The following is a 17,854-nucleotide window of genomic DNA, read 5'->3' as shown; positions in this document are numbered from 1 at the left end:
GATGCTCGGGATGACAAAGAAAAAGAACACGACTCAGAGTTGATACCGATGACCACGCTCGCCTCCGGCTACGAACCCAGGGATTTCGAATCGCGCCTCTATGCCGAATGGGAGGCGAGCGGCGTCTTCGCGCCGCAGGGCGATGGCCCGGCCTACACCATCCTGCTGCCGCCGCCGAACGTCACCGGCACGCTGCACATGGGCCACGCGTTCCAGCACACGCTGCAGGACGCGCTCATCCGCTACCACCGCATGCGCGGGTATCGCACGCTGTGGCAGATGGGCACCGACCACGCCGGCATCGCGACCGAAATGGTCGTCTCGCGCAACCTCGCGCTGGAAGGCAAGGGCGAGACCCGCGATTCGCTGGGCCGCGACGCCTTCATCGACCGCGTGTGGGAATGGAAGCAGCAGTCCGGCGGCACCATCGAACGCCAGATGCGCCGCCTCGGCGCGTCCGGGGACTGGTCGCGCAGCGTGTTCACGATGGACCCGATCGCCTCCGACGCGGTGATCGAAGCGTTCGTGAAGCTGCACGCTGAAGGTCTGATCTACCGCGGCCAGAAGCTGGTGAACTGGGATCCGGTGCTGAAGACCGCGATCTCCGACCTCGAAGTGGTGAGCGAGGAAGAGAATGGCTTCCTGTGGTCGATCGCCTATCCGCTGGCCGACGGTGAAACCTACGAGCACGTCGAGCATGACGCCGACGGCAACGAGACGCTGCGCGAGACCCGCGACCGCCTGATCGTGGCCACCACGCGTCCCGAGACGATGCTCGGCGACGTCGCGGTGATGGTGCATCCGGAAGACCCGCGCTACGCGCACCTCATCGGCAAGGCCGTCATCCTGCCGCTGTGCGACCGCCGCATCCCGATCATCGCCGACGACTACGTCGACCGCGCCTTCGGCACCGGCGTGGTGAAGGTGACGCCCGCGCACGATTTCAACGACAACGCGGTCGGGCATCGGCACGGGCTGGAGATGATCAACATCTTCACCGACGTGGCGACGATCAACGACAACGCGCCCGAGCAATATCGCGGTCTCGATCGCTTTGCCGCGCGCAAGGTGATCGTGTCGCAACTCGAAGAAGCGGGCCTGCTGGTCGAAACCAAGCCGCACAAACTGCAGGTGCCGCGCGGCGACCGCACCGGCCAGGTGATCGAGCCATACCTCACCGATCAGTGGTTCGTGAACATGGACGAATTCGCGCGCCGCGGTCTGGAACTGGTCGAGAACGGGTCGGTGAAGTTCGTGCCGCCGAACTGGATCAACACCTATCGCCACTGGCTGGAGAACATCCAGGACTGGTGCATCAGCCGCCAGCTGTGGTGGGGCCACCGCATCCCGGCGTGGTACGACGACGCCGGCAACGTGCACGTGGGCCGCAACGAGGCCGAAGTGCGCGCGAAGGTCGGCGACATCGCGCTGCGCCAGGACAGCGACGTGCTGGAGACGTGGTTCTCCTCCGCGCTGTGGCCGATCAGCACCATGGGCTGGCCGAATCCCGAGGCGATGCGTGAGCGCGGCTTCGATGCGTTCGTGCCGAGCAGCGTGCTGGTCACCGGCTTCGACATCCTGTTCTTCTGGGTGGCGCGCATGGTGATGATGACCGACCACTTCATGCCGGAAGCCGCCTCGGACGCCGAGCGCGTACCGTTCCGCGACGTCTACATCACCGGCCTCGTCCGCGACAAGGACGGACAGAAGATGTCGAAGTCGAAGGGCAACATCCTCGACCCGCTGGACATCATCGACGGCATCACCGAGGCGGAGTTGGTGGCGAAGCGCACCACAGGCCTGATGAACCCGAAGATGGCCGAGAAGATCGAGACCACCACCCGCAAGGATTTCAAGGGCGGCATCGCCCCGCACGGCGCCGACGCGCTGCGCTTCACCATGGCCGCCCTCGCCGGCCCCGGCCGCGACATCAAGTTCGACATGGCCCGCTGCGAGGGCTACAAGAATTTCTGCAACAAGCTGTGGAACGCCACGCGCTTCACGCTGATGAACACCGAGGGCTTCAGCGCGTCCGGCGCGCCGCAGCCCAGGACCGACGCCGAGCGCTGGATCCTCTCGCGCCTGGCGAAGGTGTCGGTCGAGGCCGCGACCCATTTCGCCGACTACCGCTTCGACCTGCTGTCGCAGGCGCTCTACGACTTCACCTGGAACGAGTTCTGCGACTGGTTCGTGGAACTGGCGAAGCCGGCGCTCAACGGCGACGATGCGGAAGCGGCCGCCAGCACGCGTCACACGCTGCTGCACGTGCTAGAAGCGCTGCTGCGCCTGCTGCATCCGCTGATCCCGTTCGTGACCGAGGAACTGTGGCGTCACGTCGCGCCGAAGCTCGGCATCGAGGACGCGAGCATCTGCGCCCGCGCCTATCCGCAGGCCGCGGATTTCGACGCCGCAGGCTACGCCTCAGCCGAAGCCGACATCGAGTGGTTCAAGGCCGTGGTCTCGGCGGTGCGCAGCATCCGCAGCACGCTGGGCATCTCGCCGTCGAAGCAGGTGTCTCTGCTGTTCCGCGGCGGCGATGCCGTCGACGCGGCCCGCATCGCGAAATTCTCGGCCTCGCTGAAGTTCCTGCTCAAGCTCGATGCCGTCGACACGATCGCCGGCGAACCGCCGGCGGCCGCGCCGGCCGTGGTCGGCGACCTGCAGTTGTTCGTGCCGCTGGAAGGCCTGGTCGATCTCGACGCCGAACGCACGCGCCTCGACAAGGAAATCGCGAAGGTGGCCGGCGAGAAGGACAAGAGCGAGGCCAAGCTCGCGAAGTTCGGTGGCAACGTGCCCCCGGCGGTGGTCGAGCAGGAATGCCAGCGCCTCGCCGACTGGACGACCAAGCTCGCGGCACTGCAGGAACAGCGCGGGCGACTGGGGTGAACCGCGTGATGCGCCACTTCGCGCACACGATCGTGTTCGCGCTGGCGTGCACGGCGACGTGCGCGCTCGCGGGCGCACCGCGCGCGGACGACACCGCGATCACGCGCCTGCGCCAGGCGATGGCGCAGGACGCGCACTACACCGCGACCTGGCCGAAGCTGCGCTGCCTCGATTTCATGGTCGAAGCCACGACAACCGCGGGCCGCGACATCGCCGTGATGGAACGCCATGGCGACGGTTGCGCCGGCGATCCCGCCACCGCGCCGGTGGTGGACCGCTTCCGCGTCCCCACCGGCAAGGCGCCGGTGCTGCGCTACGACCCCGTCGAAGACACGTACGCGCCGTATCGGCCGGCGCACTGAACCACGAGCCCGGTAGAGCGGCCTTCAGGCCGCTGCTTTGTCTTCGTCAAATAGAGCTTCACGGAAAAGCAGCGGCCTGAAGGCCGCTCTACCAACCTCGATCGGAACCATGCGAGCAACAGCATCGCCTCGGCGCGCTGGAACTCCCCCTACCCCTCCAGCAACTCCATCGCCATCACGATCGCGTCCTCGCGGCCCATGTTCGCCGGGTAATAGCGCGGACGGCGGCCGATCTCGTTGAAGCCTTCGTCGTGGTACAGCGCGATGGCCTTCGGGTTCGACGGCCGCACTTCAAGGAAGATCCGCGCCGCGCGCTGCTGGCGCGACAGGCGGATCAGCGCGCGCAGCAGGCGGCGGCCATGGCCGTGGCCCTGCGCCTCGGGCGCGATGCAGATGTTGAGGATGTGCGCCTCGCCGGCGGCGACGCTGAGGATGCCGTAGCCGATGACCACCTCGCCGTCGACCAGCAACCATGCCGGATAGCAGGCATTGAGACAGTCGCGGAAGATGCCGACGGTCCACGGAAAGGCGTAGGCGCGGGTCTCGATCGCCATGACCATGTCGAGGTCGCTCTCGCGCATGGCGCGGAGCGTGGTCGAGGGCGGGCCTTCCGCCTTCCCGGGCGACGGCTCGGCGCTCACGTCGTCGTGCGCCTCAACGCGCGCAGTTGCGGCCACAGCGCGCGCTTGGCCGCGGGATCGCGCCGCAGCGCCTGCGGCGATGGCCAACCGCTTGCGAGTACCGCAGCGTCCACCGCATGACGGGCACGCCCGGCCGCGCGCAGCAGGGCGAGCAGCAGCGGATCGTCGAACGACGTCGCAGGCGTGGAAGGCGTGTCTGCAGCGGACACGGACGTGGTCGATGCAACGACGGCGGGCGTCGCGACCGGCGCGGCCGCGGCCATGCGCTGCACCGGCAGCCCCATCGCCGCCAGCATCTCGCACTGCAACGGGTCCCAGAGCGCCGCGTTCACGCCGCCTCCGCACCCGCACCACGTCGCGCCATGCGCCGCGCGATCAGCGGCCCGAACAGGGCAAAGGTGGTGAACACTGCCAGCAGCACCTTCGGTGCGTCGATCACCAGGCCGATGATCGCCAGGATCACCAGCAGCGGCACGATGAACGGCACGCGGTCGGCCTGCGGGCCCTTGCCGCCCTTGAAGCTGGGATAGCGGAAGCGGCTGACCATCAGCAGGCCGGCGAACACCGTCACCGCCAGCGCCGGGTAGCGCAATTGTTCGCCGGTCCAGCCGAGGTCGTGCAGGGTCCAGACGAAGCTGGCCATCAGTCCCGCGGCCGACGGCGACGGCAGACCGATGAACCAGCGCTTGTCGACCGTGCCGACCTGGCTGTTGAAGCGCGCCAGCCGCAGCGCGGCGCAGGCGGCGTAGAGGAACGCACCCAGCCAGCCGATCTTGCCGGCGGTGGCGCCGTCGAGCTTCATCGACTCCAGTGCCCAGTGGTACATCACCAGCGACGGCGCCATGCCGAAGCTGATCAGGTCGGCCAGCGAGTCGTACTGCACCCCGAACTCGGTCTGGGTGTTGGTCATCCGCGCCACGCGGCCGTCCAGGCCGTCCAGCACGGCGGAGACGAAGATCGCCACGCAGGCGGCCCCGAAGCGGCCCTGCGAGGCGGCGATGATCGCGAAGAACCCCGAGAACAGCGCGCCGGTGGTGAACAGGTTCGGCAGCAGATAGATCCCGCGGCTGCGGCGGGGCGGGGGGGCGTCGACGGAGCTCATGGGCGCAGTGTAACCGGAGCGCACGGCGCCCGAACCGGGGCCGAATCACGAACCGGCACCCGCGCCGCCCGCGCTTGCGCCGGTCGCGCCGGGGTGTTGCAATCGCGCCGTTGCAGGGGGATTCCGCCCACCACCGCCACAGGTAACGTCATGATCCGCGCGCTCGGCTCCATCCTCCTCGCCGCCTCCGCCCTGGCCGCCCCGGCCGCCTTCGCCGGCGATGTCTACCAGTGGAAGGACGCGAACGGCGTGACCCACTACTCGCAGACCCCGCCGACGCAGGGCAAGTACCAGATGCGGACGATCAGCCATCGCGAGGGCACCGGCGCGACGCAGGCCGCGCCCGCCGCGACGCAGGAATCCCCGCAGTGCGTCACCGCCCGCCGCAACATCGAACTGCTGCAGGGCGGCAGCCGGCTGCAGATGGACAGCAACGGCGACGGTCAGGCCGACCACGACCTCAGCGACGACGAGCGCCAGAAGCAGCTCGACATCGCCCAGACCGTCGCCCGCGCCAACTGCTCGCCCGGCGAACGCTGACGGCCACCCCGCCGGATCGCGGAACGCCGCGGCCGGCAGGCGCGCCCCGGGCATCCCGGCACCGGGCCCGCCGGCAGCGCGGGCCGGCGACATCGGGCAAAATGGGGAATTCGACCCCCCGCGAGCCCGTCCGATGCGCCTGTCGCAGTTCCATCTCCGCACCGAAAAGGAAACTCCCGCCGACGCCGAAGTCGTCAGCCACCAGCTGATGCTTCGCGCGGGCATGCTGCGCAAGCTGGCCGCCGGCCTCTACACCTGGAGCCCGCTGGGCCTGCGCGTGCTGCGCAAGGTCGAGGCCGTGGTGCGCGAGGAAATGGACCGCGCCGGCGCGATCGAGCTGCTGATGCCGACCATCCAGCCGCGCGAGCTGTGGGAGGAAACCGGGCGCTGGCAGAAATTCGGCGGCCAGTTGCTGAAGATCAAGGACCGCAAGGAGGCCGAATACTGCTACGGCCCCACCGCCGAGGAAGTGATCACCGATTTCGCGCGCCAGGAGCTGAGCAGCTACAAGCAGCTGCCGGTGAACTTCTACAACATCCAGACCAAGTTCCGCGACGAGATCCGCCCGCGTTTCGGCGTGATGCGCGCACGCGAATTCCTGATGAAGGACGCGTACTCGTTCCACATCGACGAGGAATCGCTGCACGCCGAATACCGCAACATGTACGACACCTACGGCCGCATCTTCACGCGGCTGGGACTGAAGTTCCGCGCGGTCTTCGCCGACACCGGCGCGATCGGCGGCAGCGCGTCGCACGAATTCCAGGTGCTGGCCGAATCCGGCGAGGACGCGATCGCCTTCTCGGACGGCTCCGATTACGCCGCCAACATCGAACTGGCCGAAGCGGTGGCACCGGGCGAACGCGGCGCCGCCACCGAAACGCTGCGCAAGGTCGACACCCCGACGCAGAAAACCTGCGAGGACGTCGCCGCGCTGCTCGGCATTCCGCTGCAGCGCACGGTGAAATCGGTGGCGATCATGGGCAGCGACGCCGACGGCGCACCGCAGTTCGTGCTCGCGCTGGTGCGCGGCGACCACGTCGTCAACGAAATCAAACTGGCGAAACTGCCCGGCCTCGGCGAATACCGCCTCGCGACCGAAGCGGAAATCCTCGAACACCTCGGCAGCGAACCCGGTTTCCTCGGCCCGATCGCGCCGAAGAAATCGATTCGCGTGGTCGCCGACCGCACGGTCGCCGCGATGCACGATTTCGTCGTCGGCGCGAACGAAGCCGGTTATCACATCGCCGGCGTGAACTGGGGCCGCGACGTGCCGGAACCCGACCACGTCGCCGACATCCGCAACATCGTCGTCGGCGATCCCTCGCCCGACGGCAAGGGCACGCTGGCCATCGCGCGCGGCATCGAGGTCGGCCATGTGTTCGCGCTGGGCCGCCGGTATTCCGAAGCGATGGGCATGACCGTGCTCGATGCCAACGGCAAGGCCGCGATTCCCGCGATGGGCTGCTACGGCATCGGCGTGAGCCGCATCGTCGCCGCGGCGATCGAGCAGAGCCACGACGCCGCGGGCATCGTCTGGCCCGAGCCGATGGCGCCGTGGCAGGTCGCGGTGTGCATGATCAATCCGAAGAACGATCCGGCCGTCGCCGCCGCCGCACAGGCGCTGTACGACGAGCTGAATGCCGCCGGCGTGGAAACGCTGCTCGACGATCGCGGCCTGCGTCCGGGGCCGATGTTCGCGGACATCGAGCTGATCGGCATTCCGCACCGCGTGGTGGTGTCCGAACGCGGCCTCGCCGCCGGCACGTTCGAATATCGCGCGCGCCGTGCGAGCGAAGCCGAATCGCTCGGCCGCGAGGCACTGCTCGAACGATTGCTGCCGGCCCGCGGTTGATTCGCGGAGCGCCGGGCGCGAGAATTCGCGAACACCGCGAAGATTATTCCGAGACACGACGCCGGTTTTCATGGATCGACCGGTTTTGATAGGCGTCGCGAATGGATTATGATCGACGTTCCTCCCAGCGGTTTCTCCGCCCGGAGATTCCCACCGTCATCCGGAGTCAAAATGGCATTCGATCTCAAAGGGTTCTCGCAGAAGGATCTGGATTCGCTGATCAACCAGGCCCAGAAGCAGAAGACCGCGCTCACCAAGCGCAAGCCCATCGCCGGCGTCCGCAAGAAGCTCGTCGCGCTGGCCAAGGCCGAGGGCTATTCCATCGACGAGCTGTTCGGCGGAGCGAAGGCGTCCGCGGGCGGCAAGGCGACGAAGGCTTCGAAGACCGCGGGCAAGAAGGTCGCGCCGAAGTACCGCAATCCGGCGAATCCGAAGGAAACCTGGACCGGTCGCGGCAAGCAGCCGCGCTGGCTGGCCGAACAGGTCAAGAAGGGCAAGAAGGTCGAGGAATTCCTGATCAAGAAGTGAGTCACGGCCCCGTCGCGACCGCATTCCGAAAACGCCGGCGCCATGCCGGCGTTTTTCGTTGGCGGATGTTTTTCGCTGGCGGGATCGTGAATCGGAATCGGGCGTGCGCCGCGCGACTCAGAGATTGCGCCGCGTCGGAATCAGGATATTGCCGAACAGCAATCCCGCGACCAGCGCCAGCAGGATGTTGAGCGCGGCCAGCACCGCAGCCTGCCCCGCTTCCAGGCTTTCGCCCTGCACCAGCGCCAGCAGGCCGCGCAGGCTGGCGCTGCCGGGCACCAACATGATGATGCCGGGCAAACGCACCAGCGCACCGGGCCGGTTGGTGAGCCGCGAGAACGCATTGCCGGCGGCGGTCATCGCCAGCGCCGCGATGAACACGCCGACCGTGGTGCCCCACGCGCCGCCGACGAAACGCGAGAGGAGATAACCGATCGCGGCGGCCAGCATCACCACCGGATAATCACGACGACGGGTGCGGAACAGCACCGCGAACGCGTACGTGCCGAGCACCAGCGCCAAACCCTCCACCCAGTCGGGCTGCGGCCGCAGCGCCCGCACCTCGGGGGCGAGGCCGACCATCTCGGCAGCGGTGAGCGCGACCATCATGCCGATCGCGAGCTTGAGGATGGTGGTCATCGCACCGGCGAAACGCGCGGTGCCGGAGACGAGGTTCTGGTTGGTCAGTTCGTTGACGGCGTTGGTCAGCGACATGCCGGGCATCAGCACGATCAGCGACGAGATGATGACGGTGTTGAGGTTGAGCGGGCCGACGAACGAGGCCACCAGCACCGCCACCGTGCCGGCGACCATCGCGGCGATGGCGTCGCTGGCTTCCTTCAGCCGCGGCCGGTCCTGCGTGGCCCACTCCAGCACGCCGATCAGCAGGCCGGTCAGGCCGGCGACGGCGATGTCCAGCCACGGCAACCGCCACAGCCCCGCCACCGCGGCGGCCGACAGCCCGAACGCGGACACCGCGATCATCTGTCCGCGCCAGCCGGACGGGCGATCCAGCGCGCGCAGCGCGGCGTGTCCGGCTTCGAGATCGAGTTCGCCCGCCATCACTGCTTCGGCGATGCGGTCGGCCTCGCACAGCTTGTAAAGGTCGGTCTCGCCCGGCGGCAGGCGCACCACGCGCACGGTGTCGCGCCGGCCACGGCCGGCTTCGCCGAAGGACAGGATCATGCCGGTGGGATTCGACCACACGCCGCATTCCAGCCCCAGCCGCGACGCGACCGCCATCACCGCACCTTCGAGACGGTGCGCGGTGGTGCCGTAGGCGTGCAGGCGGCCGGCGAGTTCGACCACGAAATCGACGCGCGTGGCGTGGTCGTGGCGCTCGATGGCGACGTTCATGGCGGGAGGGACATCGAAGCGTGGCCCGGGCGGGACAGCGAGGCCGGCATGGTACCCGATCGCATCGCCGGTCCCGGCAGCACGCTCAGGGCGCCGGTTCAGGTGCCGTCAACCGTTCGCGCAGCGCGGCGACGAAACGATCGGCCGCCTCCGGTGCCTGCGCGAAGAACAGCGACGGCTCGACGAGTTCGAGTTCCAGCAGCCGCGGCGCGCCACCGGCGTCGCGGATCAGGTCGATGCGCGCGTACGGGAGCGGCGCGCCGGTGCGCGCATGCAGCGCGGCGAGCACGGCCTCGCCCGTGCGCAGCTCGTCGGCGTCGGGCGTGCGCGCGGCGATCGCCTCGGGCACGGCGGTGTGGTCGAGCCCCGCCGCGTCCGGACGCAGCAGCGCGGCCTTGCGGATGGCATGGCTGAAGACGCCGTCGAAATACAGCAGCGCGGTTTCGCCGCGCACGTCGACGGCATCGAGGTACGGCTGCAGCATCGCGTCGCGGCCGGCATCGAGCAGCGTGCCGACGTGGTTGGCGGCGGCCAGCGCCTGGTCGCGGCGGTAGCGCTGGGTGTCGCGCGAGCCGGCGCTGACGGTCGGCTTCACCACCACTTCCGCGGCGTCGGGAAACGCGGCCAGGAACGCCTCCAGCGCCGGCATGGGCTCGGCCTCCGGCGCGACGAACCGCGTCGGCACCACCGGCACGCCAGCGGCCTCGAGATCGGCGAGGTAGCGCTTGTCGGTGTTCCAGCGCACGACCTCCAGCGGATTGAACAGCCGGGTCGTGCAGGCGACCTGCGCGCACCAGTGCAGGAAAGCGTCGCGATGCAGGTGGTAGTCCCACGGCGAGCGCAGCACCACGGCGTCGTAGCGGGCCCAGGAGACGGTGAAATCGTCCCAGGCGCGGACTTCGGCCACGAGCCCGGCGCGGGCGCAGGCGTCGAGCAGGGGCGCCATGTCGTCGTCGGTGGCGGCGGAGACGATGGCAGTGACGAGGGCGATCCGGGGCATGGGCCGATTCTAGCGGGCGCGGCGGACCGGCCGCGTTCCGGGTGGTCGCCCACCTGCCCAAAAGTACGGTGTCGTCCGTCCGGACCCCGGCGCTACACTGCACGGCCCACGGATCACCCCCACCCGATCCGCCACCCAGGAGCGACGATGACCCGCCCGCAACACGCGCCGTGCCGCAAGGTGCCGGCATGAGCAACCGGAAAGTCTTCCCGAGCGCCGCCGCCGCGCTCGACGGCCTCGTCGCCGACGGCCAGACCCTCGCGGTCGGCGGTTTCGGCCTCTGCGGCATCCCCGAAGCGCTGATCGCCGCCCTGCGCGATTCCGGCGTGACCGGGCTGACCGCGATCTCCAACAACGCCGGCGTCGACGGCTTCGGCCTGGGCCAGCTGCTGACGACCCGGCAGATCAAGAGGATGATTTCGTCGTACGTCGGCGAAAACAAGGAATTCGAGCGCCAGTTCCTGTCCGGCGAACTCGAACTGGAATTCAACCCGCAGGGCACGCTGGCCGAGCGCCTGCGCGCCGGCGGTGCCGGCATCCCGGCGTTCTTCACCCGCACCGGCTACGGCACCGTGGTCGCCGAGGGCAAGGAGACCCGCCAGTTCCCCGACGGCCACTGGTACGTGCTGGAGACCGCGCTGAAGGCCGACGTCTCGCTGGTGAAGGCGTGGAAGGCCGACAAGGCCGGCAACCTGGTCTTCCGCAAGACCGCGCGCAACTTCAACCCGGCCTGCGCGATGGCCGGCAAGGTCTGCGTGGCCGAGGTCGAGGAACTGGTCGAGATCGGCGACATCGATCCGGACCACGTGCACCTGCCGGGCATCTACGTCGACCGCATCGTGGTCAATCCGACCCCCGAGAAACGCATCGAACAGCGCACCGTGCGCCAGGGAGAGAAGTGATGGCCTGGACCCGCGATGAAATGGCGCAGCGCGCCGCGCAGGAACTCACCGACGGCGCCTACGTGAACCTCGGCATCGGCCTGCCGACGCTGGTGGCGAACCACATCCCCGACGGCATGGACGTGTGGCTGCAGAGCGAGAACGGCCTGCTCGGCATCGGCCCGTTCCCGACCGAGGACGAGGTCGACGCCGACCTCATCAACGCCGGCAAGCAGACCGTCACCGCCCGTCCCGGTGCCAGCTACTTCGGCAGCCACGACTCGTTCGCGATGATCCGCGGCGGCCACATCGACCTCGCCATCCTCGGCGCGATGCAGGTCACCCACCAGGGCGACCTCGCCAACTGGATGGTGCCCGGCAAGATGGTCAAGGGCATGGGCGGCGCGATGGATCTCGTCGCCGGCGTGCGCCGCGTGGTGGTGCTGATGGAGCACACCGCGAAGAACGGCGAGCACAAGATCCTGCCGCAGTGCACGCTGCCGCTGACCGGCGTCGGCGTGGTCGACCGGATCATCACCGACCTCGCCGTGTTCGACGTCACCGCCGACGGCCTGAAGCTGCTGGAAGCGGCCCCGGGCATCAGCATCGACGAACTGAAGGAAAAGACCGGCGTGCCGTTCGCGGCCTGACCGGCCCGTCCGCAGGTGTTCCCCGGAAGCCGGCCCTGCGCCGGCTTCCGTCGTTTCCGGGGTCGGACCCCGGCGTCGGATCAAGGCGGCGGGGCGGCGGCGTCCCGTACAATGGCGGCATGCTGCCCGAGTCGACCTTCCTCGCCAATCAGCTGCTGATCGCCGTGCCTTCACTGGCCGATCCGACCTTTTCGCGCACCGTGACGCTGGTCTGCCGGCACAACGCCGAGGGCGCCATGGGCTTGGTGCTGAACCGCCCTTCCGAACTCGTCCTCGGCGACGTGCTGTCACAGATGGGCATCGACTGCGACAACCCGCAGCGGCGCGGCGAGCGCGTGCTGGCCGGCGGTCCGGTCCACACCGAACTGGGCTTCGTGCTGCACGACGGCGCGCCGCGCTGGGACTCGTGCCTGCAGATCGCCGACGACCTGCACATGACCACCTCGCGCGACGTGCTGACCGCCATCGCCCGCGGCGAAGGCCCGCAGCGCGCCACGCTGGTGCTGGGCTGCGCCGGCTGGGGCGCGGGCCAGCTCGAACAGGAACTCGCCGACAACAGCTGGATCACCGCCGACTACGACCCGTCGCTGCTGTTCTCGCTGCCGCTGGACGCGCGCTGGGAAGCCGCCGCCGGCCACATCGGCGTCGACATCCGCCGGATGACCGACTACAGCGGCCATGCCTGAGCCGTTGCGCGCCGACACCACCATCCTCGGCTTCGACGTCGGCGCCCGCCGGATCGGCGTGGCGGTGAGCAGCGGGTTCGGCCTCGGCGCACGTGCGCTGGCCGTGGTCGACGTGCACGACGACCAGATCGACTGGAAAGCGGTCGAGAAGCTGCATCGCGAATGGCGCCCGGGCGGCTTCATCGTCGGCGACCCGATGACGCTGGACGGCGGCGACCAGCCGATCCGCCAGCGCGCCCACGCCTTCGCCCGCGAACTGCGCACGCGCTTCGCGCTGCCGGTCGCGATGATGGACGAACGCAACAGTTCCCAGGAGGCCGCCCGGCGCTTCGCCGCCGAGCGCGCCGACGGCAGGCGCAGGCGCCGCGACGCCGATCTCCTCGACGCGGTGGCCGCGGCGGTGATCGTCGAACGCTGGCTGGCCTCGCCGCACGACGCCATCCCGATCGAGGAGTGACGCCCATGACCCCGAACAGCCCGCCCTCAAGCCACATGTTCCCGAACACGCTCGGCTACAAATCCGAACTCCAGACCGACGCCGAAGGCGTGCTGCACCACCTGCTCACGCTCGACGGCATGAGCCGCGCGACGATGCTGCGCCTGCTCGACCGCGCGCAGGAATTCGCCAACGGCCAGGCCGCACCCGACGCGCTGCGCGGCATCGCGGTGTGCACGCTGTTCTTCGAGCCGTCCACGCGCACCCGGCTGAGCTTCCAGCGCGCCGCGCAGAAGCTGGGCGCGGACGTGCTGAATTTCGACGCCGCCACCTCGTCCACCACGAAGGGCGAGACCGCGCGCGACACGCTGAAGAACATCGAGGCGATGGGCGTGCGCGGCTTCGTGATCCGCCACCACGAGGACGGCGTGCTGAACGAACTCGCGCGTCACATCGCTCCGGAAACGCGCCTGATCAACGCCGGCGACGGCCGCAGCGCGCATCCCACCCAGGGCCTGCTCGACATGCTGACCCTGCGCCAGCGCTTCGGGAACGACTTCTCGCGGCTGAAGGTGGCGATCGTCGGCGACGTGCTGCACTCGCGCGTCGCGCGCTCTGACCTGCACGCGCTGCGCACGCTGGGCGCGGGCGAGATCCGCATCTGCGGCCCGGCGGCGCTGCTGCCGCCGGTGGACGACAGCGGCGGCATGCTGCACGGCTGCACCGTGACCGAGGACTTCGACGAAGCGGTCGAGGGCGTCGACGTGCTGATGATGCTGCGGCTGCAGCGCGAGCGCATGGAGCAGGGCCTCGTCGCCTCGCTCGAGGACTACCACCGCGACTACGGCCTGACCGCGGCCCGCCTGCACCGCGCCGCCGCCGATGCCGTGGTGATGCATCCGGGCCCGATCAACCGCGGCGTGGAGATCGACGACGTCGTCGCCGACGGCCCGCAGTCGCTGATCCTGAAGCAGGTCGCGAACGGCGTCGCCGTGCGCATGGCGGTGCTGGAATCGCTGCTGTTCAAGCCGAAGCCCGAAGCGGACTGATCGCCGTCCTTTCGATGCCGCCCGCGTGATCGCCCTGGCTGTTTAAACCTAGCCCGGCGATCCCTGCAGCCGGTGCGCGACGCGCACCGCCGGCCGGCTCGGCAACGAGTGGCGCACGATGCGCCAGATCACCTGCCCGAACTGCTTCGGCAGCGAGCCGGTGTTGTAGTGCTGGCCGTAGCGCGCGCAGATCTCGCGCACCTCGACCGCCATCGCCGCGTAGCGGTTGGCCGGCACGTCGGGATAGAAATGGTGCTCGACCTGATGGCTGAGGTTGCCCGACATCAGGTCCATCCAGCGCCCACCGGTGAGGTTCGACGAGCCGCGCAGCTGGCGCAGGTACCAGTGGCCGCGCGTTTCGTTGATCACCGACTGCTTCGAGAACGTCTCCACGTCCGCGGTGAAGTGGCCGCAGAAGATGATCACGTACGTCCACACGTTGCGGATGATGTTGGCGACGACGTTGCCCAGCAGCACCGGCAGGAAGCACGGGCCGGCGAGCAGCGGATAGAACACGTAATCCTTGAGGATCTGCCGCGCCATCTTGCGGCCGACCGGACGGAACTGCGCACGCATCTTCGCCCATGACGTCTTGCCGGCGAACCAGCGGCCGACGCGCAGGTCCTGGATCGCCACGCCCCACTCGAACAGCAGCGCGAAGATGATCGCGACCACCGGCTGCGCGAGGTGGAACGGCTTCCAGCGCTGCTCGGGGAAGATGCGCAGCAGGCCGTAGCCGATGTCGTCGTCCATGCCGCGGACATTCGTCCACGCGTGATGGCGGTAGTTGTGGGTCTTGCGCCAGTTGTCGCCGGTGCCGGCGATGTCCCATTCGTAGGTCTTGCCGTCGAGGTTGGGATCGCGCATCCAGTCGTACTGGCCGTGGATGACGTTGTGGCCCAGCTCCATGTTCTCGAGGATCTTCGACAGCCCCAGCAGCAGCGTGCCGACGATGCAGGCCGCCAGCGGGCCGGCCAGCGTGTAACCGCCGAGCAGGCCGCCGGCGATCGCGCCGCCCCACAGCGACAGGCGCCCGAGCAGGCCGGTCCAGCGCACCGCGGCGTAGATGCGGCGGATGTAGTCGGCGTCGCGCTGGCCCAGCGTCGCGACGGTGCGCGCGCGGAGGGCGTCGAGTTCCTGGCCGAAGCGTTCGAGTTCCTCGGCACCGAGGGAGCGATTGGAGACGGTCATGAGAGGATCACAGATCGAGGATGAGGTCCGTGCGCGCGCTGTTCGTGCACAGACGCAGCGCGGAAACCGGTTCGTGTTCGACGTCGCCGGTGTGCAGGTGACGGGTGACGCCTGCCTGCTTGCCGCAGGCGCAGGTGTTGCAGATGCCCATGCGGCAGCCCGAGGCGGGCTTCAGGCCGGCGTCTTCCAGCGCGGACAGCAACGACACGCCACGCGGCACGTCGAGCGTGCGCCCGCTGCGCGCGAGCGTCAGCGTGACCTGACCGACGTCCTCGGCCTCAGCGGCGATGCGCGCCGGCGGCGTGAAGGCTTCGGCATGGAACGTCTTCGCCCGCGTACCGGCCAGTGCGCGCGCCGCGGCCACGAAACCGTCGGGACCGCAGGCGAACACCCGGCGCGTCGCGAGATCGGGGCAGATCGCGTCGAGCAGCGCGGTGTCGATGCGCGCGTGGCGCACGTCGTCGGTCGCGGCGTCGCGGGTGAGCACCGGCGCGAAAGTGAAGTTCGGATGGCGCGCGGCCAGCGCGCGCAGTTCGTCGACGAAACACTGCTCGCCGCGGCTGCGGGCCCAGTAGGCCAGCGTGATCGGCATCGGCATGCCGGCGGCGGCCTGTGCGCGCAGCATTGCCATGAACGGGGTGATGCCGCTGCCCGCGGCGAGGAACAGCCAGGCACCGTCGGGCTTCGCCGGCAGCGTCATGTCGCCGAACGCTGGCCCGAGGTCGAGCACGTCGCCGACGCGCGCCGTCTCGCACAGGTGCCGGCCGAGCTTGCCGTCGGGAATCGCCTTCACCGTGATCGCGATGCGGCCGTCGGCACGCGGCGCGTCGCTGAGGCTGTAGCTGCGGGTGACGCGGGTCCCGTCGATCTCGGCCGAGACGTTCAGGTGCTGTCCCGGCACGAACCCGCGCCAGTGGCGGTTCGGCTGGAGCACGAGGGTGCAGGCGTCGCGCGACTCGGACCGACGTTCGACGATCCGCGCCAGCGGGCGCGCCCACGACCAGCCCGGATGCAGGCGCGAGGCCCAGAAATCGAAGGCCTCGGGGGCCAGCAGGACCTCCGCCAGCCGCTTGAGCAGGGGCGGACGGAACGGAACGACGAAGGAAGGGACGGCGGCCATGGACGACCAATATACAGACACGAATACAGTTGTCTATACATTTGTGCATTCAGGAACGGGGCTATGATGCGAAGCCGTCCGCCCGGCTTCCCCCCGTGACCTCTCCGTCCTCTGCCGAGCCCATCGATTCCGGCGCGCCGTCCGGGCGCAAGGCCTCCATTTCGCGCGATGACCTCCTCGCGGCGGCCCTGCGCCTGATCGGCCCCCACCGCAGCGTCTCCAGCCTGAGCCTGCGCGAGGTCGCCCGCGAGGCCGGCATCGCCCCGAACAGCTTCTACCGCCAGTTCCGCGACATGGACGAACTGACGGTGGCGCTGATCGACCTCTCCGGCCGCTCGCTGCGCACGATCATCGGTTCGGCGCGGCATCGCGTGACCACGCAGCGCGGCATCGTGCGCACCTCGATCGAAACCTTCATGCAGCAGCTGCGCGCCGACGACAAGCTGCTGCACGTGCTGCTGCGCGAGGGCATGGTCGGCTCGGACGCGTTCAAGCAGGCGGTGGATCGCGAACTGACGTTCTTCGAGGAAGAACTGCGCCACGACCTCGTGCGACTGGCCGCGCTCGACGGCAAGGTGCTGTACGAACCGGCGCTGGTGTCGAAGGCGATCACCCGGCTGGTGTTCGCGATGGGCGCGACCGCGATGGACCTGCCGCGCGAACGCGACCCCGAACTCGTCGATCAGATCAGCACGATGGTGCGGATGATCATCTCCGGATCCGGCGCGATCTCCCGCAGCATGGCGTCCGAAGGCAGGAAGGCGGCGAAGCCGAAGGGCTGAGCAGCGGCCTTCCCTGAACGGCGCGAGCGTCTACTTCCGCTTCTGCGCGAACAACCACGGCCACAGTTCCGGCGTGCCCGAATACGCCGGATCCCAGCTGTTGTGGTTGGCGTCGGGGAATTCGGTGTAGCGCACGTCGCCACCGACGGCCTTGAACGCGGCTTCGATCAGGCGATCCTCGCGCGGCGGGACCAGGTCGTCCTTCGCGCCGTGGAAGATCCACGCCGGCACGTGCTTGAGGCGCTGTGCGAGCGCGGCGGCGGGATCGGGCTCGTCGCGCAGCGGCGTGACGTACAGGTCGCGCTCGTCGCGCGGTGCGGTCAGCGCGCCGCAGACGGGCACCAGCGCGGCGAAGCGATGCGGCTGCATCAGCGCGAGTTCCCACGTGCCGTAGCCACCCATCGACATGCCGGTGAGATAGGTGCGCTTCGGATCGCCGTGGAATTCACGCATCGACGCGTCGAGCGCGGCGAAGGCGATGTCCGCGGCCATACCTTTCCAGTCGTTGTCGTCGGGCGCCTGCGGGAACACCACCACCGCGGGAAACTCGTCCGCATGCGCGCGCAGGTACGGGCCCAAGCCCACGCGCGTGGGCTTGTCGCCGTCGCTGCCGCGCTCGCCGGTGCCGTGCAGGAACATCAGCACCGGCACGCGGCCGTGGCGGAAGCGCGCAGCGGGCACGAACACCTGGTAACGGCGGTCCGCACCGTCGACGTGCACGCTGCGCTCGACGAATTTGCCGCTTGCGTCGGTCGTCGAGGGCACCGTGGCGCAGCCTGCGAGCGTCAT

At 69.1% G+C, this 17,854-nt stretch carries 18 protein-coding genes and 1 pseudogene; 11 read left to right on the top strand and 8 right to left on the bottom strand.

The window, feature by feature from the left end; genetic code table 11:
* The first annotated feature begins 48 nt into the window (after positions 1-48).
* A complete protein-coding gene (locus tag ACT53R_RS11885; RefSeq protein WP_476172088.1) occupies positions 49-2,886 on the top strand; it encodes a valine--tRNA ligase in 2,838 nt (945 codons plus the stop codon).
* A gap of 8 nt (positions 2,887-2,894) precedes the next feature.
* Positions 2,895-3,248 carry a hypothetical protein gene (locus ACT53R_RS11880; RefSeq protein WP_476172087.1) on the top strand — a complete coding sequence of 118 codons (354 nt, stop codon included), beginning with the start codon at positions 2,895-2,897 and terminating at the stop codon, positions 3,246-3,248.
* Positions 3,249-3,397: 149 nt separating this feature from the next.
* Here the strand turns inward: ACT53R_RS11880 and rimI are convergent, their stop codons facing one another.
* Genes rimI through pssA form a run of 3 tightly spaced genes read right to left on the bottom strand, consistent with a single transcriptional unit; the run spans position 3,398 to position 4,991 of the window.
* Entirely contained in the window at positions 3,398-3,829 is a 432-nt protein-coding gene (gene rimI, locus ACT53R_RS11875; protein ID WP_476172186.1) for a ribosomal protein S18-alanine N-acetyltransferase, read from the bottom strand.
* A gap of 56 nt (positions 3,830-3,885) precedes the next feature.
* Entirely contained in the window at positions 3,886-4,221 is a 336-nt protein-coding gene (locus ACT53R_RS11870; RefSeq protein ID WP_476172086.1) for a hypothetical protein, read from the bottom strand.
* The gene (gene pssA, locus ACT53R_RS11865) at positions 4,218-4,991 is read right to left on the bottom strand and encodes a CDP-diacylglycerol--serine O-phosphatidyltransferase (protein ID WP_476172085.1); all 774 of its coding nucleotides are present in this window, start codon (positions 4,989-4,991) and stop codon (positions 4,218-4,220) included. The genes ACT53R_RS11870 and pssA overlap by 4 nt, the downstream gene beginning before the upstream one ends.
* 150 nt (positions 4,992-5,141) lie before the next feature.
* Here pssA and ACT53R_RS11860 point away from each other — a divergent pair, with 150 nt between their 5' ends.
* The 3 genes and pseudogenes from ACT53R_RS11860 to ACT53R_RS11850 all read left to right on the top strand — a co-directional run.
* Positions 5,142-5,531 carry a DUF4124 domain-containing protein gene (locus ACT53R_RS11860; protein WP_476172084.1) on the top strand — a complete coding sequence of 130 codons (390 nt, stop codon included), beginning with the start codon at positions 5,142-5,144 and terminating at the stop codon, positions 5,529-5,531.
* 133 nt (positions 5,532-5,664) lie between these two features.
* The gene (locus tag ACT53R_RS11855; protein ID WP_476172083.1) at positions 5,665-7,386 is read left to right on the top strand and encodes a proline--tRNA ligase; all 1,722 of its coding nucleotides are present in this window, start codon (positions 5,665-5,667) and stop codon (positions 7,384-7,386) included.
* Between the two features lie 171 nt (positions 7,387-7,557).
* A pseudogene (locus ACT53R_RS11850) lies at positions 7,558-7,911 on the top strand (H-NS histone family protein); the annotation flags it as partial.
* A 120-nt stretch (positions 7,912-8,031) separates the two neighbouring features.
* Here the strand turns inward: ACT53R_RS11850 and ACT53R_RS11845 are convergent.
* Together ACT53R_RS11845 and ACT53R_RS11840 are read right to left on the bottom strand one after the other, a co-directional pair.
* Positions 8,032-9,270: a threonine/serine exporter family protein gene (locus ACT53R_RS11845; protein ID WP_476172082.1), complete on the bottom strand. Its 1,239-nt coding sequence runs from the start codon at positions 9,268-9,270 to the stop codon at positions 8,032-8,034.
* Positions 9,271-9,355: 85 nt separating this feature from the next.
* On the bottom strand, positions 9,356-10,270 hold the full coding sequence (locus ACT53R_RS11840) for an ATP-grasp domain-containing protein (RefSeq protein ID WP_476172081.1): 915 nt from the start codon (positions 10,268-10,270) through the stop codon (positions 9,356-9,358).
* Between the two features lie 188 nt (positions 10,271-10,458).
* Here ACT53R_RS11840 and ACT53R_RS11835 point away from each other — a divergent pair, with 188 nt between their 5' ends.
* From ACT53R_RS11835 to ACT53R_RS11815, 5 genes are all read left to right on the top strand, one after another.
* Positions 10,459-11,172, top strand: coding sequence for a CoA transferase subunit A (locus tag ACT53R_RS11835; protein ID WP_476172080.1), 714 nt, complete (start codon positions 10,459-10,461; stop codon positions 11,170-11,172).
* Positions 11,172-11,801 carry a CoA transferase subunit B gene (locus ACT53R_RS11830; protein ID WP_476172079.1) on the top strand — a complete coding sequence of 210 codons (630 nt, stop codon included), beginning with the start codon at positions 11,172-11,174 and terminating at the stop codon, positions 11,799-11,801. Before ACT53R_RS11835 ends, ACT53R_RS11830 begins: the two co-directional genes overlap by 1 nt.
* A gap of 119 nt (positions 11,802-11,920) precedes the next feature.
* Complete coding sequence (locus tag ACT53R_RS11825; RefSeq protein ID WP_476172078.1) at positions 11,921-12,487, top strand: YqgE/AlgH family protein; 567 nt, start codon at positions 11,921-11,923, stop codon at positions 12,485-12,487.
* Entirely contained in the window at positions 12,480-12,944 is a 465-nt protein-coding gene (gene ruvX / locus ACT53R_RS11820; protein ID WP_476172077.1) for a Holliday junction resolvase RuvX, read from the top strand. Before ACT53R_RS11825 ends, ruvX begins: the two co-directional genes overlap by 8 nt.
* A 35-nt stretch (positions 12,945-12,979) precedes the next feature.
* Positions 12,980-13,972, top strand: coding sequence for an aspartate carbamoyltransferase catalytic subunit (locus ACT53R_RS11815; RefSeq protein ID WP_476172185.1), 993 nt, complete (start codon positions 12,980-12,982; stop codon positions 13,970-13,972).
* 48 nt (positions 13,973-14,020) lie between these two features.
* Here ACT53R_RS11815 and ACT53R_RS11810 read toward each other — a convergent pair whose 3' ends face one another.
* Positions 14,021-15,163, bottom strand: a complete 1,143-nt coding sequence (locus ACT53R_RS11810; protein ID WP_476172076.1) for a fatty acid desaturase family protein — start codon at positions 15,161-15,163, stop codon at positions 14,021-14,023.
* Between the two features lie 7 nt (positions 15,164-15,170).
* On the bottom strand, positions 15,171-16,283 hold the full coding sequence (locus ACT53R_RS11805; RefSeq protein ID WP_476172075.1) for a ferredoxin reductase: 1,113 nt from the start codon (positions 16,281-16,283) through the stop codon (positions 15,171-15,173).
* A 122-nt stretch (positions 16,284-16,405) separates the two neighbouring features.
* Between ACT53R_RS11805 and fabR the strand changes: the two genes are divergently transcribed.
* Positions 16,406-17,065 (top strand): HTH-type transcriptional repressor FabR, encoded by a 660-nt coding sequence (gene fabR / locus ACT53R_RS11800; protein ID WP_476172184.1) that lies wholly within the window; start codon positions 16,406-16,408, stop codon positions 17,063-17,065.
* A 30-nt stretch (positions 17,066-17,095) separates the two neighbouring features.
* Here the strand turns inward: fabR and ACT53R_RS11795 are convergent, their stop codons facing one another.
* Positions 17,096-17,854 carry a carboxylesterase family protein gene (locus ACT53R_RS11795; protein WP_476172074.1) on the bottom strand — a complete coding sequence of 253 codons (759 nt, stop codon included), beginning with the start codon at positions 17,852-17,854 and terminating at the stop codon, positions 17,096-17,098.

The sequence above is a fragment of the Lysobacter sp. DMC104 genome, from assembly GCF_056313665.1.
The sequence above is the reverse complement of the archived record's forward strand: the minus strand, read 5'-3'. Positions and strand labels throughout refer to the sequence as shown.

Bases quoted from the DNA above. Each gene is read 5' to 3' on its own strand.
- ACT53R_RS11805 (WP_476172075.1), bottom strand. From the start codon at position 16,283: ATGGCCGCCGTCCCTTCCTTCGTCGTTCCGTTCCGTCCGCCCCTGCTC.
- ACT53R_RS11830 (WP_476172079.1), top strand. From the start codon at position 11,172: ATGGCCTGGACCCGCGATGAAATGGCGCAGCGCGCCGCGCAGGAACTC.
- ACT53R_RS11840 (WP_476172081.1), bottom strand. From the start codon at position 10,270: ATGCCCCGGATCGCCCTCGTCACTGCCATCGTCTCCGCCGCCACCGAC.
- ACT53R_RS11860 (WP_476172084.1), top strand. From the start codon at position 5,142: ATGATCCGCGCGCTCGGCTCCATCCTCCTCGCCGCCTCCGCCCTGGCC.
- ACT53R_RS11825 (WP_476172078.1), top strand. From the start codon at position 11,921: ATGCTGCCCGAGTCGACCTTCCTCGCCAATCAGCTGCTGATCGCCGTG.
- ACT53R_RS11855 (WP_476172083.1), top strand. From the start codon at position 5,665: ATGCGCCTGTCGCAGTTCCATCTCCGCACCGAAAAGGAAACTCCCGCC.
- pssA (WP_476172085.1), bottom strand. From the start codon at position 4,991: ATGAGCTCCGTCGACGCCCCCCCGCCCCGCCGCAGCCGCGGGATCTAT.
- ACT53R_RS11835 (WP_476172080.1), top strand. From the start codon at position 10,459: ATGAGCAACCGGAAAGTCTTCCCGAGCGCCGCCGCCGCGCTCGACGGC.
- ACT53R_RS11885 (WP_476172088.1), top strand. From the start codon at position 49: ATGACCACGCTCGCCTCCGGCTACGAACCCAGGGATTTCGAATCGCGC.
- rimI (WP_476172186.1), bottom strand. From the start codon at position 3,829: ATGCGCGAGAGCGACCTCGACATGGTCATGGCGATCGAGACCCGCGCC.
- ACT53R_RS11880 (WP_476172087.1), top strand. From the start codon at position 2,895: ATGCGCCACTTCGCGCACACGATCGTGTTCGCGCTGGCGTGCACGGCG.
- ACT53R_RS11845 (WP_476172082.1), bottom strand. From the start codon at position 9,270: ATGAACGTCGCCATCGAGCGCCACGACCACGCCACGCGCGTCGATTTC.
- ACT53R_RS11795 (WP_476172074.1), bottom strand. From the start codon at position 17,854: ATGACGCTCGCAGGCTGCGCCACGGTGCCCTCGACGACCGACGCAAGC.
- ACT53R_RS11815 (WP_476172185.1), top strand. From the start codon at position 12,980: ATGTTCCCGAACACGCTCGGCTACAAATCCGAACTCCAGACCGACGCC.
- ruvX (WP_476172077.1), top strand. From the start codon at position 12,480: ATGCCTGAGCCGTTGCGCGCCGACACCACCATCCTCGGCTTCGACGTC.
- ACT53R_RS11810 (WP_476172076.1), bottom strand. From the start codon at position 15,163: ATGACCGTCTCCAATCGCTCCCTCGGTGCCGAGGAACTCGAACGCTTC.